Source organism: Candidatus Amarolinea aalborgensis (assembly GCF_900491745.1).
GTDB classification, from domain to species: Bacteria; Chloroflexota; Anaerolineae; order SSC4; family Amarolineaceae; genus Amarolinea; species Amarolinea aalborgensis.
Genome location: NZ_UETR01000008.1, coordinates 214,723 through 233,376 on the forward strand (window position 1 = coordinate 214,723; position 18,654 = coordinate 233,376).

General features: G+C 66.9%; 1 protein-coding gene. It reads right to left on the minus strand.

Annotated elements, in window-relative coordinates; all coding sequences use genetic code 11:
- Nucleotides 1-184 precede the first annotated feature (184 nt).
- Entirely contained in the window at nucleotides 185-18,370 is an 18,186-nt protein-coding gene (locus ACPQ6D_RS13130) for an SdrD B-like domain-containing protein (RefSeq protein WP_423224782.1), read from the minus strand.
- Nucleotides 18,371-18,654: the final 284 nt, after the last annotated feature.

The following is an 18,654-nucleotide window of genomic DNA, read 5'->3' on the forward strand; positions in this document are numbered from 1 at the left end:
GCTTGCCCGACGGCCTTTCGCCCAACCAGCCTTCGCAAGGGGCGACGCCCCTCGCAGGGCTGCGGCGAAACGGCAGACTCAGAGTCGCACGCCGTCGCCGCACGCCAACGCGGTGATGTTCCGTGACCCCTGCGAGGGCTAGGCAGCCGAAAAATCGGCCCACCTTGCGAACTTGCCGAACTCGTCAGTCAGGGCCGATTGAAGCCCGCGGCGCGACGTAGCCCCAGCACGCGGCTACTGCGCTCACATCGGCCACGTCAATGACGCCGTTGACGATCACGTCGTAGACCGGATCCCAGCCCGGATCGCTCGAGGCCAGGCCCCAGTGCCCGGTCAGCAGGCCAACATCCACGATGTCCCCTCGGTCGTCGCTGTTGACATCGGCAACGGCGCAGCCCGCGAACCGGCCGGCGCTGACCAACACATGAACCGTGGCGCTGGTCGTGTTGCCGTGGCCGTCGTCCACCGTGTAAGCCAGCGTATCCGTCATGCTCTCGCCAGGCAGCAAGGCCGCCAGGACCGACGAGCCAGTCGGATCATAGTCGAATTCGCCCTGGGGGCTGAGGTTCACGCCCGCGCCCAGTGCGCTGGGATGGTCGTAAGCCACAACCGTCAGCGCATCGTCGTCGGGGTCCGTGTCGTTGACCAGCACACCCGGCGTCTTGATGGTGAACGCCCGGTCGGCCGTGGTGGCATAGCTGTCGTCAAGCCCCAGTGGGGGCCTGTTGGTCACCACCAGGGTAAACAACCCCGTCGAGCTGATGTTGCCCGCGCGATCAGTAGCCGTGATCTGAATCAGGTACTGGCCTAGTTGGTCCAGTCGCGGCATGTATCTCCAGGCCGCGCCGCTCAGCGCGATCGGTTCGACGCGTAGGATGCCGTCAGGCGGCGCCACCAGGGCCATCATCCGCGCCACGCCGCCGCCGTCGCTGACCGTCCCGCTGTAGACCTGCATCTCCGTAATCGCAAGGGAGCCGTCGGCATGGACCGGCTGCTCAACGTTGATCACCGGCGGCGCGGTGTCCACGGTGAAGGTTCGCAGCAGCGGCGGCAGCGAGCGATTGCCGGCGGCATCGAACCCGTGGAACGACACGGTCTGCGAGATGCCATCGCCCGCGAACACGGCGCTGAAGTCGTATCGCCAGGCGACCGTGGGTGCAGGCAGGGAGGCGCTGGCCGTCGCGCAGCCGGTGGTGTAGACCCCGTCCAGGCAGACCGCCACCCGGTTCACTTCATGGTCATCCTCAGCCTGTCCGCGCCAAACCAACTCAGCCGCGCTGATGAAGCCGTCGGCCAGGTAGTCGTCAACGACCGCATCGGCCGTGAGGGTGGGCGGCGTGGTATCCACGATCAGGCGGCGGACTGGGCTCCAGCCGCTGGTGTTGCCGAAGCGATCCTGCGCTCGCGCCCGCAGATCAAAGCCTGTCAGGTTGGTCAAATTCCCTGGCTGCCACAGGCAGGACCAGGAACCATCTTCCGGCGTGGGATCCACGCAGTGAAGGATGGTGGTCGCGCCGAACGGCAGCGGCGTGATCTCGATCTCGATGTCCGTTGCACCCGAGGCGTCGGCCACGCTGCCGGCGATGAAGGTGACGCCCGGCAAAACGTAGGTGATGGGGTTGGTGATCAGCACGTCCGCCGGCGGCTGGCTGTCCACGGGGTGCAGCACCCACAGCCAGTCGAAGGCGCGGCCGTGCAGGTCATCCGAGACCGTCGCGTTCAGTTCGGCCGCTTGTCCATTGAAGCTGGTATTGACCAACGCATCAATCTGCACCGTGGCCGAGATGCCCACGACCACGTCGCCCAGGTTGATGATTCTGCTCGATGTTCCGTCGGACAGGCGCAAGGCTCCACGCGTGGAAATGGCGATCTGCACATCTTCGGCCACCTCGGCGCCGTTGTTCTCGTAGCGCACGGTGTAGGAAATGGCCTGGCCGTTGCCGACTGGCTGCGGATCCTCGGCCATGGGCAGCGGAAGGTCGGGCTGCCCATCCAGGTTGGCGTCCAGCGACGCGCCGGGTGTCAGCACATCGTAGAGGTTATCAGCCAGGAAGCCGGTGGTGAAGCCGCCGGGCGCGCTGGTGATGCTAAAGCGCAAGTCGGTTTCGATGGAGCGCTCGCCGTTGGGCAAAATCCCACTCCCGAGCGCCGGGAAGAAGGCAAACTGGGTCAACCGGTAGGTGCGCAGATCACGGCCCTGGGCCACCGGGCTGACCACGCGCGGGCTGTTGAGCGGGTTCTTGTTCGGCGCCGCCGCCCATAGGTTCAGGGCATCGTCCTGCGAGGCCGCGGCCAGCAGTTTGAGAGACGAGGCCGGCGTCAGGCCCAGCCAGCCGAAGGGCAGCAGGAGATCGGTGTGCGGCGCATCGTGCTGGAAGTTGGGCGCGGTCAGCGGCCGATCCATGACCCAGGCGCTGCCGTTCCACTGCAGCAGCCTGGCCGTGGCTGTGTCCTGCACCCACACCAGCCAGTCGGGGGCGAAGGAAGCTGGGAAAGTCAGCGAGCCGCCGGTGGCGAACGGGTCGTAGAGCGCTGCGGCGCCGCCGGTCGTCGTGTCGAGATAGACGAACAGATCGCCGTCCAGGTCCCAGTTGGCGCCCGACCAGGCCAGGCGCAGTGTGCTGGCGTTCCATGATGTGTGCAGCCGCTGGACCGATACGGCATCGTCGTGCAGATGCAGCTCGGCGTCGGTGGAGACCAGCGTGGCGCCGCTGTCCATCCAGGCGCGATAGCCCGGATCGTCAACCAGGTCAGGCGTGACGGGCGAATCTACGTAGACCGGGCCGACGGTGACCAGGCGCTCGTTGCCCCAGATATCGCGTGCGATGACGTGGGCGTAGAGAACTGCGGCTTCGCCGGGGATGACTTCGTTGATGCGCGGCGCGGCCGGCGGAACGCTGACCGCCGTGCCCAGATCGGGCGTGATCGTATTGGTCCAACTGACCAGGTACTCGCTCAGGCCAGCGCCGTCCGTGCTGGCGCTCCACTCGACGATCAGGGTTGGGTTGGTTGCGCTGACCGTCTGGCCGGGGCTGACCGGCGAAACCAGGCCGCCGCCATCGCGGTAGCTCAGCGTGGGCGTGAAGGCGGACGGCGAGATCAGGTCCACGAGCACGGATTGGATATCGGTCGCGACCTGGCCCGCGGCGTCGGTGATGCGCGCGGTGACGGTGTAGGTCTCGCCATCCGCGCCGTTCAGCGGCTGCCAGTCGTAAGTCCAGCGGCTGCCGTCGAAGAGGGCCGGCGTGAAGCCTGCCCCGCTGCCCGGCTCGACCTCCACCGCGGCCGCGGAAACTGCGCCGGCTGGGCCTTGCAGACGAACCCGGTTGGGCGCAATCTCGTCCGCTTCCGTGAAAACCGTGGGGGTGATGGCGATGGATGGGGGCGTCACGCCGACGGTGAGGGTCACGGGCAGAGTGTTGGTTTGGACATGGCCCGCCCAGTCCTCGGCGATGGCGTCGAGGACGTAGACGCCGGCCGCGGGCGGCGTCCAGTCCCAGTTCCAGGTCGTGTCGTTGGTGACACCGTCGGCCCAGTTGAAGACCTGCGCCGGGCTGTCGTCAACCGTGACCGTGACCTGCTTGAGGTAGCCGCTGGCGCTGGCCGCGCCGTAGATGGCGGCAACGCCGAGGCTTGGGAGCAGCGCGCCATTGGTCGGCGTCAGGATGCGCGAGTCAATCAGCGGCAGAATGTAGTTGACAGGGCCGCCAGGCGGTACGCTGGGCGGCGGTGCGAAGTCCGGCAGCATACCGGCATCCCGGCTCTGGTCGCTCTGCGCGCCGGCCACGGTGAAGTTGATCGTACGACCGGTGGCCGGGTTGGCGTCGCTGTCCAGGTCCGGGTTGCCGCCCTGGTTCGGCGGACTGAAAACGAAGCCTCCGATCAACTCGAAGCCAAGCGCGTAGGTTCCAGGCGCCACGGTGAAGGTGTAGAGGCCCGTGGGGCTGACCGTCAGGGCTGAGGTGATCTCGACGCCCACATCGTTGTACAGCCTCACTGTCAGCTCGCCGATGCCTTGCTCGTCAGCCTGCCGCAGGCCGTCGCCGTTGAAGTCGTCCCAGATCATGCCGCCGATCTGCGCCGGCGGTTCGGGCGTCGCGGTCGGCGTGGCCGTTGGAGCTGCCGTGGGCGTGGAGGTCGGCGTGGCGGTGGGCGCCGGCTGCGGGTAGACGCCGGCGTCCCAACTCGTGTCCACCTGCCCGGCTGTGACCGTGAAGAGGCCGGACAGGCCGGTGGCCGGGTCGGCGTCGCTGTCCAGCTCCGGATCGGCGCCCTGGTTGGGCGGGCTAAAGACGTAGCCATCGGGCGTGACGAAACCGATACGGTAGACGCCGGCCGGCGCGCTGAAGCTGTAGAAGCCCGAAGCGTCGGTCAAGGTGAGGGCCACGTCCTGCCCCGCGCTGTCGAGCAGGGCTACCATGACGTTGGCAACGCCCGGTTCGCCGGTGTCCTGGATGCCGTCGGCGTCGAGGTCTTCCCACACGCGGTTGCCGATGGCGGCGGGCACGATGGGCGTGGGTGTGGCGGTCGCGGTGGCCGTCGGCGTGGCGGTTTCCGTCGGCATAACGGTTTCCGTCGCCGTGGCCGTCGGCGTGTCGGTGGCGGTGGCCGTCGGCGTTGAGGTGGCGGTGCCGTCCGCGGTCGGCGTCGCCGTGGGCGTGGCCGCGGGGATCGGCGTGTCGGTGGCTGTGGGTGTCGGCGTGGGCGCCAGGTAGAGACCAGCATCCCGGCTCAGGTCGGTCTGGCCCATGCCCGCGGTGAAGATGTCGGTGGCGCCGGAGGCGATGCTGACGTCGCTGTCCAACTCGGGATCGCCGCCCTGGTTCTGCGGGCTGAAGAGGTAGCCGGGCGGCGCGCTGAAGCTCAGCAGGTAGTCGCCGGGCGGCGTGGTAAAGCTGTAGCTACCGCTGGCGTTGGTCGTTTCAGTGCCGGCCAGCTCGCCGTCCGCGGTGAACAGCAGCACCAGCACGTCCGCCAGACCCGGCTCGCCCGCCTCGCGGATGCCGTCCGCGTCGAGGTCATGCCAGGCCAGGTCGCCGATGACAGCCGGCGGCGCGGGTGTGGCCGTCGGCGTCGCTGTAAAGGTCGGCGTCGCCGTGGGGGTTGCGGTCGGCGTCGCGCTGGGCGTCGGGGTCGGCGTGTCGGTGGGCGTTGGCGTCGGGATCTCCGTGGCCGTCGGCGTCACGGTGGGCGTCGGCGTAAAGGTGTTGGTCGGCGTGAACGTCGGGGTAGGCGTTTCCGTCGGCGTTGCGGTGGCCGTCGGCGTTGCGGTGGCCGTTGGCGTCGGCGTATCTGTGGCGGTGGGCGTGGGGGTGGGGGTTGCCACCTCGACGCGCTCGTACGCGCCGATGTCGCAGGTGGCTATGCCGTTGCCGTCGCCATCCTGGGGCCGCGGGAACCCGCGCTGGTCTGCGGCCTCGCAGGACGCGCCGCCGCTGCCGGGGGCGGCCGGGTTCCCCGCGTCAATGGCCGGGCTGCTGCCCGCCAGCGCATGAGTCAGCGTTCCCCCGCCGTTGTCGGCCAACGCGCCCAGCAGCGGGTCAATAGGCGAGGCGATGCTGCCCACCTGGTCGCCGGTTGCGTTGACCCAATTGCAGTTGTCAGCCTTGCCAACTAGGTTGGCGCCGCCAGACGTGATGTCGCCAGCCAGCGCCGAGCAGTCAGGGGCGTCCAAACCAAAACCTGTGCTCAGGTCCTGGTTATTAGCCAGGATGCTGTTCTGGATACTGGCGCCCGCGGAATCGCTCCACAGCCCACCGCCGTCGCCGATGTCGTCGGCGTCGCTGTCGGCTGAGTTGTTGGCGACGGTGACATTATTGAACAGCAGCGTCGTGACGTTGCCCGCGGCAATGCCGCCGCCGTTGCCGTCGCTGCCGTTGCCGGAGAACGTGCTGTTGCGGATGGCAACCGCGCCCACGTTCTCAACCCACAGTCCGCCGCCGTTGCCGCCCGCCGTGTTACCAGCAACGGTCACGGCGCTGAGCTGCAGTGTGGCGTAGCTGCCGACCGCGATGCCGCCGCCGTCGCTGCTGCTGCTGTTGCTCGCGATCGAACTGTTTTGGATATCAATCACGCAGCCAGGGCATTCGCCAGCGCCGAAGACGTAGATGCCGCCGCCGCTGCGGGGAACGGTGTTACTGTAGATCGCGCTGTCCCTGATGGTCAGGCCGCCGCCGTAGTAGCTGCCGATGCCGCCGCCGTAGCCATTGTTGTTGATGATGACGGTATTGCTGAAGACCGCGACGCCGGTCAGGTTCAGCGCGCCGTCGTTGTAGATGCCGCCGCCATACTGCGCGTAATCGGCGAATTGGACGCCAACGGTATTGCTGTAGACAACACTGTTGGTGAGTGTCAGATTGCCTCTATTAAGGATGCCGCCGCCATTGCCAGCCGGCGCATGGTTGTTGAAGACCACCAGGTCATCCCCGGTGACAACGACGCCGCCGTGGATGAGGATGCCGCCGCCGCCGCTGTAGCCGTCGTCGTTGCCGTCCGCAATGGTCAGGCCGGCGATCTCGACCTGACCGCTGGTGATGTCGAACACCCGGCTGACGTTGTCGCCGCTGACCGTCAGCGCCGCCGAGCCAGGGCCGGTGATGACCAGATCATCGCTGATCTCGAGCTGACCCAGCGCCAATACGATAGTTCCGGTGACTGACGGGTCGAACAGGATGGTATTGACGCCGGGGCCGGCGTTGGCCGCGGCGACGGCCTCGCGCAGGGTGCAGTCGCCCGCGGTGCAGTCGCCGTCGTCATGGTCATCGCTCGTGTTGACGGTCAACGGGCCGACGATGGGCGTGGCCGTGTTGGTCGGCGTTGGCGTGAGGGTCGGCGTGGCCGTGTTCGTAGGCGTCGGCGTGAAGGTCGGCGTTGGCGTAATCGTCGGCGTGTGGGTCGGCGTCGGCGTCGGCGGAATAGGCGCGTAACCGATGGTCAATCCGACGCCGCTGCCGATGGCCCCGCCGCCGCCCGTACCGGCGATGTTCTCGGCCGGCGAGCCAGGCGCCAGGTCGGCCTGCCAGATGCCGCAGTCTTGCAGCCAATAGACCTTGCCGCCGGCCGTGTCCACCGTCAACGCATAGGGCTGCTGGCTGTCGGCGCAGATGAAGCCGGGCGTCGCGCCGGTCGAGATGGTGACCACGTTCTGGTTGACGCCGCTCAGGTCGGCGCGCTTGATGTGGTGCGAGCCGCTTTCGGTCCAGTAGATGTGCTCGTTAGGGCCGTCAATGGTGATGCTGTTGACCGAGCCGGCCACGACCGAGATGACGGCTTGCGGCGCACCCCCGGCATCAACGTCCGTCCGGTAGATCGTGCTGCCAGCGCCGTAGTAGAGCTGGCCGCGTTCCGGGTCGAAGGCCAGGCCGCCGAAGGCGCCGGTGAAGACAGGCAAGGTCGCCAGGGCCAGCGTGTCCAGGTCGTAGGATTGGATGGTGGGGCTGGCGACCCAGAAGAGCCGGTTGCCGACCGGATCGAAAACCAGCGGCCCCGGCAGATCCAGGCTGCCGACGACCACCGCTTGGTTGGAGCCGTCCAGGTTGGCGCGCATGATGCGGCCGTTGTTGCGCTCGGCCCAGAAGAGGATGTGGTTGACCGGATCAACGGCCACGCCGCCGGCCTGGCTGTTGTTGGCCGCGTCGGCCAGCAGCGCGCCAGGCGAGGGATCCAGCCACGGCCACGCGCCCAGCAGCCGCGCGGTCAGCACCTGGCCGGCGCCCTGACGCGCCCAGAACAGGCCCTTGCTGTAAAAGTCGCCCGATGGCGTGGCCGTCGGCCCGCTGCGCGTCGGCGTGAGCGTCGGCGTGAAGGTTGGCGTGCGGGTCGGCGTGGCCGTGAAGGTCGGGGTCGCCGTCGGCGTGTGGGTGGGCGTCGGCGTCAACGTCGGCGTGTGGGTGGCCGTGGGCGTGACCGTGGGCAGCGGGCCGTAAACCACCGCCGGATGGCTGTTGAGAATGGTGTAGTCGGTCGCGAAGGTCTCGACCCCGCTGCCGTCCAGGTTGGCGCGAAAGACGTTGGAGCCGAACTCGGTCCAGACCATCTTGCCGCCGGCTACGTCCAGCCGCAGGCCGGAGATGTCGCGGGTGCGGGTCGCCAGCGTCTCCATGTTCTGGCCGTCGAGGCCCGCGCGGCGGATCACCCTGGCCGTGCGCTGGCTCCAGTAGACCTTCTCGCCGTAAGGGTCAATACCCAGGCCAAGGATGGTGTCGCCCAGGCCGGCGACCACGTCCTGACGGCCGCTGCCGTCCAGGTTGACGCGGCGGATCGCGCCGCCCTCGCTGTAGTACAGCTTGCCGCGCTCCGGGTCCAGCGCCAGCGCGCCCAGACTGCTGCTCAGGTTGGGCAGCAGCGTCACAGGGTCGGAACCGTCCAGGTTGGCCCGGCGCACGGAGCCTCCCCACCACTGGCCGTTCCAGTAGGAGTCGAACCAGTAGAGCTTTCCGTTCACGCCATCCACCAGGAGGCCGCCGGGGTTGTACAGGTCGTTGCGCAGCACCGTCACGCCGGAGCCGTCCAGGTTCATGCGCATCAGCCGCCCGTAGCTGCGGTTGTAGTAGGCCTCGACCCAGTAGATCTGGTCGGTGAGCGGATTGACGTCAATGCCGGCCGGGTCGGCGTACTGATCGGAGTAGCGATAGCGCAGGTCACTGCCGTCCGCGTAGAGCGACTTGATGAACAGGAAGCCGTCGGACCAGTAGATGGTCTTGGCGCGGCCGGACGGCGTCGGGGTCGGCGACACACGCGTCGCCGTGGCCGTGGGCGTATGGGTGGGGGTCGGCGTATGAGTCGGCGTCGGCGTGTTGGTGGCCGTGGCCGTGTGGGTGGCTGTAGGCGTGTTGGAGGCCGTGGCCGTCGCCGTCGCGGTGTTGGTTGGCGTGCGCGTCGGTGTGCGGGTCGGCGTATGGGTGGGCGTCGGCGTCGCCGTCACGTAGGCAAAGGCCACATCCGCGCCGACCCAGGGATCGTCCGCTGCCAGCAGTTGAACGTTGGAGGGGGCCGGCGGCAGCTCAGCCTGACGCACACCCGCAAAGTAGGCCGTCCAGTAGACCCGGCCGGCGGCGACATCCACGGCGAGACCGGAGGCGCGCTCGGCCGCACTGGCGACGGTCTCCACGTTCTGGCCGTTCAAGTCGGCCCGTTTGATCAGCGCGCCTTCCGACCAGTAGATCTTGTTGGTGGGGCCGTCTACAAAGATGCCGTCAATGGAGGCGGGGAACGCGGCGCTGTAGATCTGCTCGCGGCCGCTGCCGTCGAGCTTGATGCGGTGGATCGTCCTGTCCTCGCTCCAGTACAGCGTGCCGTACTCGCTGTCAATGGCCAGCCCGGACGGGCCGATGAAGCTGACGCCCGACAGGAAGGTATCCCGGCCCGGGCCGCCGATGTCCCAGACCTGGATGTCCCAAGTTCCGCCGTAGTACGGCTGAGTACCAAAATACAACTTACGGCGCACCGGATCCAGCGCCAGGCCCTGCGTGTTGGCCATGGTGTAGGCGAAGGGCTCGGCGCCGCTGCCGTCCAGGTTGGCGCGCATGATGCGCCGGCGCGTATACTCCACCCAGTAGACCTTGTTGGCGACCGGGTCAATCTGGATCGCGCGCGGGCGGACCCCCTCGCCGCTGTTCGGATCGTAGGCGCTGTAGATGGTGCGCGGGTTTGCACCGCTCACATCAACGATCTGGATCGAAGTAAACGCGTCGCTCCAGTAGACGTACTTGCCGTGGCCGGCGGGCGTCGGCGTCACCGGCAGCCGCGTGGGCGTGAAGGTGGGCGTCGGCGTGAAGGTGCGTGTGGGCGTCGGCGTGCGGGTGAAGGTCGGCGTTGGCGTCGCGGTCGGCGTGCGGGTCGGGGTGTGAGTCGGCGTCGGCGTCACGCCGTTGACCAGGTTGAAGGTGTTGTTGTTGAGCGGGTTCTGGTCAGCCTGCGCGCCCTGCACGCCAGCCCGGTTCTCGATCAGGCCGAGCACGCCAGGGTTGGCCTGTACGTTCATCTGCACCACGACGGTCTCACCTACCGCCACTTCGTTCAAGTTGCAGTTGATGCGGTTGCCGGGCTGCACGCTGCAGGGATCGCCGCGGCTGCTGGCGACAGATTGTAAGGTCACACCGCTGGGCAGGGCGTCGGTCACGACCACCCCGCTGGCCAGGCCAGCGCCGGTGTTTTGGACCGCCAGGGAGTAGGCAATCGGCCCTTCGGGCAGGAAGATCGGCGCCGCGGCGGTCTTGCTGACCGCCAAATCGGGCGTCGTGATGGACGGATTGCTCGCCGGGCTGAAGACCACGCCGGTCACGCTGCCCGAAAGAATGGAAACCTCGCCGCTGATGTAGAAGCTCGTCAGGCGGCGCAGCCCTGCGGGCCGGACGATGTAGACGGAGCCCTGCGGATCGGCGGCCACCGTGTCAATGTTGACCACACTATTCCAGTCGCGATAGTGCCACTGGCTGGCGTTTGTGGCCGGGTTCCACGAGAACACCAGGGCATAGCTGGCCAGGCCCTGCCAGCAGGAGGGGTTGTACACACTCCAGAACAGCTTGCCGGTGCTAGGCTCGACGAATACGTCGCGGATGGCGGTCGGAAAACACTGGAAGTTGACTCCGCCCTGCGCGCCGTCGTTCCAGAAGGTCACCGCGCCTGCGCCCTGGCCGGAGAGATCAGCGCGCCACCAGATGGTTTCGTAATAGCCGAAGCCGCCCGGCGCCAGCGCGGCCGCCGTAGACCAGTACAGCCGACCGCGCGCGGGATCCAGCGCCATGCTGGTCAGCGGGCGATCCGGGGCGACCACGGTCTCCACACCCGACCCATCCAGGTTGGCGCGCTTGATCGCGTTCGGCTCCTGCCAGTACAGCTTGCCGGCGTTGCTGTTGACGGCGATGCGCCGCGGCGAGATCAGGCCGCTGAGCACCGTCTCGACCGCGCTGCCGTCCAGGTTGGCGCGCACGATGGTCGCGCCGGCCACCCAGTACATCTTGCTGCGCGGGGCGTCCAGGGCCAGGCCGCCCGTGGGGTTGCTGGTGGAGGCTGGCACCAACACCACGATCTCCGAGCCGTCAATGGGATTGGCGCGGATGATGCCGCGGTCGGTGGCTGCGTACAGGCGATAGCCAGACGCCTTGCGCGCCGCGCAGTTGCCGTAGGCGTCGCAGACCCGCATGAAGGGCACGTTCGGGTCAATGCCGCTGGCGCTGCACGTCAGGTCCATGCGGTTCAGCCGCTGCGGTTCGCCCGCCCGCGTCAGCGTGTTGTAGGTGCGCGTGACCGTCGGGTTGGCGCACGGGAACTGCAGGTTGGCCTCGCTCAGGTTGAGGTCCTCCGCGTAGGCGGTGTAGGTGGTCTGACCCGTGCTGCCATAACCGCTGTACTGCACGTCCAGGTTGAGGCGCGGCGGCGCGGTGTCAATCTCGCCGCGCCAGTGATTCCAGGAGATGCGGTCACTGTTGCGGTTGGCCAGCACATCGCTGCCTGTCAGGTCAATCTGGTAGTTACCCTCCAGGCCCGCGGGAACCTGCGCCGTCCAGGCAGAGGTAAGGACGCCGGCGCCGGTCTGGGACGCGTTGACCGGGCTCCATGAGCTGTAGAGACCTGCCACCTGGGCTGCGCTCAGCGCCGAGGGAAAGACCTTCACTTCGTCCAGCAGGCCGCTGAAGCGCGTGCTGATCGCCTGGCTGGCCTCGCCAAAGAGGATGCTGCTGTCGCCGACGTAGCTCGACGATGCCTTGAGGCCGCTGGCCGCCAGCTTGCCATCCACGTAGAGCTTCTGGCCGCCCGCGCCCACCACGTGCGCCGCCATGTGCCACTGGTTGTCGCCGTAATTGACGCCGGCCGAGCAGATGCTCTCGCGGCTGCCGTTGAAGACATCCACGCAGACGTTGCCGCCGCTGAGGTAGACCTGGCGGTCGGTGTTGAAGGCGCCGCTGATCAGCGTGCGCACGCTGGAGATGCCGCAGTTGCTGCAACCCGCCTTGAACCACTCGGTCAGGGTGTAGTTGCCGGCTTCGACGGCCACCGACGTTGCGCGCACCTGCTGCCCGCCCGCGGCCGCGCCGTCGAACTGCAGGGCGCGGCCGAAGCGACCGGCCACGCCGGCCGTCGGGCAGGAAGTCGTGGTGCACAAGGCCACCCGATTCTTGCCGGAATCGTCACGGTAAAGTCTCGACCCAGGCAGATCGTCCAGGTAGAGCAGCAGCAACGTGTTGGAATAGACGTCGGTGACGATGTCCGGTGTGTAGGAGACCTCGGCCCCGCCGACGCCGGCCTGGATGGCGTCGGTCTCGGTGATGACGCCGCCGATGGTGATGGTGCGGGTGATGAGATCCATGGCCGGCACATCGCCCGGCGGCGCGTTGGAAGGAATCTCGTTGAGGCTGACGATGGGCGGCGTGCTGTCCAGCCGCACGGAACCGGCGGCGTAGCTGGCGCTGGGAGTCACATTGCCAGCCCGATCCACGGCGCGCACCTGGACCTCGTACAGGCCCGTCGGGTAACGCTGGCCGAGGTCGGGCAAGGCATAGTCAATGGCCCAGTTGACCTGGTTGCCGCCAGCCGGCGTGATCTGCGCATTCTGCCAGCCTGCGCCGTCGGGGGTGATGAACACCTGCACCAGGTCAACGCCGCTGACGCTCTGTCCGCTGCCCGGATCGTTAGCCGCGCCGGTCAGGTGAATGACCCAGCGATCGTCGGCGCCCTTGACCGCGGCCATGATGTCGGCCGGAATCGTGGCCGTGACTGTTGGCGTCTGCGCGTCCACGTACAGCGTGGCCGTGGTGGCCGTCGCCTGCACATGACCGACGACGTCGGTGGCGCGGGTGGACACGGTATGCGCGCCTTCGGCCGCCGGCACCTCCCATTCCAGCGCCCAGGCATAGCGGGCGTTGCCGCGCGGCAGCACGCCGACCGGCTGCGCGTCCTGCCAGGCGCCGCTGTCAATGCGCACCTGGACACGGGTAACGGACGACGTAGGATCGCTGGCCAGGCCGCCGAGCATGATCGTGCGACCGGCCGGGGCGAACTGCGTGGTCAGGCTGGAGGTTGGGAGATCGTCGTCAATCAGCAGGCTCAGCGACCTGGTCTGGTCGAAGCTGCCGAGGTTGACGGTGGGCGAGCCGGGGTAGACGGCCAGCAGGGACCCATTGGCGCGGCCGCTGATGGACGTGGCCCTGGATGAACTGCCGTTGGGGATCGTAAAGGGCGCCACGCTGCTCTGTTGGCCGCCGCGACTCAACAGCACGGGCGAGGTGAGCGTAGCCGCGCCGAGTTCGGGCGGGAACGTGTTGACAAAGCTGCCGGAAAGGGTCAGGTTAGCGTTGGCGTCGGGCACGCCGGGCTGGCTGGCGTTGGTCAACGTCGCTGTGTAGACCAGCGAGTTGCCATAGCGGACCACGCGGTCGCTGTCGCTAATCGAAAGGGCGATGGAGGCCGGATTGGGCGTCGCCGCACGCGGATTGGTTCCCAGGTTCTTCTCGGCAAGATCGTCCAACCCATCGCCGTCGGAATCGCGCATGCGCGGGTCGGTCGTCACCAGGGTAGATAAGCCGGTCGCGTAGGTGAACTGCCAGCCGTTCACCTCAACAGCGTCGCTGAGGCCGTCCCGGTCGGTGTCCGACCTGGTGGGATCAGTTCCCAGGATGGCTTCACGGTAATCGTTGAGGCCATCGCCGTCGGTGTCGGCCAGACTGTTGGATGTACCCAGGCGCACTTCGCTGCCATCGGGCAGGCCGTCGCCGTCGGCGTCGTAGGTGGCGTCGTTGGGGTCCAGTCCCCCAGAGCCAGCGCCGGCCGCCAGCAGCCCATCGCCGTCGTGATCCATCTGCGGCCGGAAGCGGCTGTCCCAGGCCAGGCTGTAGAACTCGTCCAGCGTGGCCGGAAAGACGTCGGGATAGAGGCTGTCGCCGAGGAAGGTCTTGGTGTCGCCGCGCAGCGTGATGTCCGAGCAGTAGTCGGCCCAACATTCGTAGCCCGGCATGGCGTAACCCATGTAGAAATAGAGCGGAATCTGCCGATCCAGGCCCTTCGAGAGGGTCTGCCACGGGCTGGCGATGATTTGCTCAGCATAGCCTGTGTGGAAGTTGATCGTATTGCTGTCTGGCCAGGGCCCATACCAGATTCGGTACCGCTTGCTGCGGAACGACTGGACCTCCTGCCAGGCGTTGCTCATGGCGCTGCGCGCTGCCGCTGGCGCGCTGGCCCCGTCGCCGGCCAGCCTGTAGGTGACGGTGGACGAGCGCAGGTTGAAGGCCGAGAAAAATGAATCGTACTTGACAATGGCGCCGCCGCCCGGCACTTTGTTGAAGAGGGTCGTCCGTACGGGCGCGGCAAAGCTGACCTGGTTGCCGTGCATGAAACCGTTGTTGGGGTTGGCCAGGTTCAACGCAAACGCGCCCATCCTGACCAGGTCCTGGCTGCCGTTGGCATCCACGTGGTCGAAGTCAATGGCCGAGCCGCTGCTGTAGATGAACTTGGCCAGCGCGCCGGTGAGGGCGCCGACCAGGCTGAGGCACGCGCCGGAAACGCCAGCTTCACACAGGCCCATGAGCAGCAGGTCTACGAAACCCAGCACAGCCGTCACAATGAAACCGATCACGGTCAGCGACAATGCGAACATGACGATGGCGACGATCGTGCTGGCGATGGCGAAGGCCAGGGCTGTGTTGAAAGCAACGGTGCCGACCTTGACATCGCCCGACAGCGCCTGGTACATGAAAATGCCCCAGGGAATCGCGATGCCGATGACCAGGCCGACGATTGCGGCCACCTTGGTCAGGCCGACGATCTCGGAGCTGGCGCCCAGCACCTTGCCTAGGGCCGCGCCCTGCGAGACCTGGGTCGCGACGGCCACCTCCTGGACAAAGGTCTTGAGCGTCAACAGCGGCGCGACAATGGTGGCTACCGCCGCGGCCAGCCCCAGGAAGACCACACCGGCCAGCTTGAGCGGGTTGTTGTCCAGCGCAGAACCGATCGCAAACAGGGTGATGCCGACGATGCCCGACACGATGGTGGCCGCGGTGCCGACGCCGACAAAGGTCTGGAACGCGCCCTCGCCGTTGGTAATCAAGCTCAGCTTGCGCCGCAGCGTCTCCAGCAGGTTAACCGTTCCCAGGTCGTCTAACGTCTTGGTTGCGCTGTTGGTGTTCTTGAGAATGCCAATGTACGATTGTACATCGCGCGGACTGACGTAGTAGGTCAACACGAGCTGGTTGATGATCAGCAGGTTTGCCACGCGGCCGATGCCCATAGGCAGGCTGGCCATGGCCTGCAAGTCCTGGTCACTAGTCGCGCGGCTGGGATCGTTGACCAGGGTGTCGGCAAACTGCACGGGCCGCGCCCAGCCGCGGCTGAGGGACAGGTAGTAGAGCTGCAGAATCGCCAGCTTGCCCGCGGCCACGTTGACGTCCTCACCAGGCTCGGCCCCGGCGTACGTCTGATCCCTGACCGCCCAGGCATCCTCGATGGGCATGGTCTCCCACTTGGCCGCCGCGCTGTTGTACCGGTATTTGGTCATGTTGAGCCCGGCCACGGTCTGCAAAGGGGCGCCGTTGTCGGCCCGAAAATCAAAAATCAGCGTGTTACCGGACCACTGCGCAGCCTGGCCCGCGCCGACCTGCGCCAGGTTCAGCGCGCGGAAACGTTCCTCGCGGGCGAAGAGCAGCGAGGGTGAGATGGGTGCGCCTGCCGACCAAAACGGGGTGAAGACGCTGCCTAGCAGAGCCTGCGTATCGCTGGTCGCCAGCCGGCCAAAGGCCTCGTCCCGGTGGCCGTAGGACTTGTTGACGACCCGCAGCACGTTGGGCAGCCCCCAGCGCTGGACGCTGGGCACGCCGGCGTTCTGCAAACGATCGAGCCGACCAGCAATGGTCGGCGCATTGACGCCGCGACCGTTTACGGTCAGGTCAGGCTGGCCGTCGCCGTAGCACGTCCCATTGATGACGGTGTCGCAGTCGCGGGCCGACAGGAAGGCCCCGTCCAGACCGACGCTCAGCGGCGTCAACACGCTGTCAGGCTCAGGCGGGTTTGGAGCGGTCGGATCTTCGTAGAGGATGGCAAAATCAACGCCCCGGTTCTCGCGGATGTTGAGACCGGTCAGCTTCCATTCGTCGTAGTAGGTCTGCACGGGCTGGATGCTGTTGTAGCCGTCGTAACGCACACAGACTCCCCCATCATAGTCCGCGCACTGATCCAACAGCATCTGCACGATCCACACCAGCCGCACCTGCTGCGCGCTGCCCCAATACGTGCCCGGTTTGTAGAGCATCTTGCCGTAGAACGCCACGCGGTCTTCGGTATTCGGCTCGACCACCAGGTTGAGCGGCACGTAGACGACCTTGGGTGGATAAGCGGCGCTGTTGAGGCTGCGAACGGCAATACCGCCGAACTGATCCAGCTCCTGGTCGCTGGGCAGATTGTTGTTGGCGCCGGCAACCTGAATCTCCAGCATCGGGATCAGCTTGATGTCGCCGTTGTCGTCGGGCGACATGGCGCAGACCGCGTTTGGATCCCGGCCGTTGGAGATCGCCTGCTGCACGCAAACGTCGAAGAAGGTTTGCGCGTCGTTCGGCCCGCGCTCGGCGCGCTGAATCTGGCCGCGAGCGTCGCCGCTCGGCCAGTCCAGCACGTTGAAGGCGTACCAGAGGCGGGCGGGGTTGGTGGGGCGCAGTTGGAATTCCACATACGTCGGCGCGTTGGGGGTCAGGCCGTTGATAGTCAACGCCAGGGGCGCGCTGCCGCTGAACGTCGGACTGCCGGCCTTGAAGGGGGACAGATCAACACCGTTGGGCGCGCCGTCGCCGTCCAGGTCGCGGTCGGCAATGTCGGGCACACCGTCGCCGTCGCTGTCGGGGCAGGCGGGGAAGTTAGTGCACTTTTGGCCGTCGAGCACCCCGTCGTCCAACGTGCTGGCCTTTTGCGGATCGCTGTACCAACGCTGGCCGCCCAGGAGAAAGCCAATGACCTCCTGGTAGTCGGTCAGCACGTCGCCGTCGCTGTCGGCCCTGAACGGATTCGTGCCCAGGAGCGTTTCTTGAACATCGGTCAGACCGTCGCCGTCGCTGTCCGCGCCGTCATCGGGCGCGGTTGCCAGCCGGGGTAGCTCTTGCGTGTCGGCTGCCGCCGGGTTCGTTCCCAGCGCGAGCTCGCGCGCATCGCTCAGTCCATCCGCGTCCTGATCCGCGCCGGTGTCTTTCTCGAGCAGCGCCAGCTTCTGCGCCGCCCGCAAGCTGTTCGCTTGACGATCCTCGTTGTACGCGGCGAGGGCGTCATTGACTCCATGCGTGGTCTGATTCTCAGCCGGCGCCTGGGATTTGACGTAGGCGTCGAACCGCTGCCATTCGGCTGCTTGCAGGATGGGCGCGGCCAGCATGATCAGGAGCACCGACAAGGTAATCGAAACGTAGAGTCTGCGTGAGCGGCTTCTGCGCGCCAGCGCCACGGTCAAGGCCAGCACGGCGAACAAGGTGAGCAACTGGGCCGCGGCCTGCGGCACGCCGGCGATCAGTCTCCGCGCCGCGGCCGATTCCAGATTGAGGAGCAGCGGAGACAGATTGGCTGCCAGCCGGGGCGCAGGCTGGTGGCGATAGGTGAACGTGACAGAAATTTTGGCTTTGGTGCGGTAGTCGGCATTGGCCGCGGCGGGCAGATCCAGGTGGATCAGTTGGCGCGCCGGTAAGCCGCTGGGCGCCAGCCACAGCTCGCCGCTGCCGGTCAAATAGACGTATTGTTCTGGCAGGTCAAGGGTGATTCCGCTCGGCAGCGCGCCCTTGCTGGCAAGCGCCTGCTGCATCTGGTCGCGCAGGTAGCGGGCGTAACCCGGCCCGTCCATCTCAAAGGCGTAGCGCGTCAAGCCGTTCTCGACATCGGCCACCCTGATATTCTTGGCTGCATGCAAAAATGTGAGGAAGTCGCCTTCGGGCGCAAAGCCGCCGGTGAAATTATCGGTCGCCTGCCATTCGCCATCCCCTCGGCGCGCAAACGCCTTGTCCCCCTCGACCTTCACCTGGGCGGCCGAGTTGGCATCGAGCGCGCTGCCGCCCTGCGACCAGACGGCTAATTGCAGCGTCTGTGCGGTCAGATCAGCGTCGCCCTCGAGATACAGGCGTTGGATCTTGCTCGCGCGTCCCACGTTGCCGGCCGTCGGCAGCGGAATCACTTCTTGTTCGATGTCGGCCGCGAACTGATACGCACCTGCATCGCGCACCTGTTGCCAGGCTGTCATGACGGCGCTGCGCGCCCTTGCAGGTTCGGCGTACGCCAGCCGCTGCCAGCCGCTGCCGGCTGCGGCGGTGAACAGGATCGCGGCAACGAATGTAGTCGCGACGAACAGTAGGCGCGCGCGCCAACGAGGGCGCGGGGCGCGACGGCCTGGCTGCTTCAGCGGGTGATTCTTTGACATGGGACGAACCTCGATCGAACGACGGTGTTCAGGGGTTCTGTGTCATTGGGGTGCGGCCTCCAGCGCGGCGCACGGCGCGGTCAAAGCGTCGTACATTATCGCTTACAGGCAGCGGGGCAAGATGTGGTGTAAATTCCGGTGTGCATCCTGACCAAACAGACGAATCCGTACGCGCAACCAACCCCGCCCGACCGTGAACGGGTTGGGCTACGAGGTGAAAGGCCCTCTCGGGCCTGACAACTTGCATCTCGCAGCAGGCGCGTTTCAGTTTCGCGGCGCAGCTC

Coding starts and splice junctions, on each gene's coding strand:
- ACPQ6D_RS13130 (WP_423224782.1), bottom strand. CDS start 18,370: ATGTCAAAGAATCACCCGCTGAAGCAGCCAGGCCGTCGCGCCCCGCGC.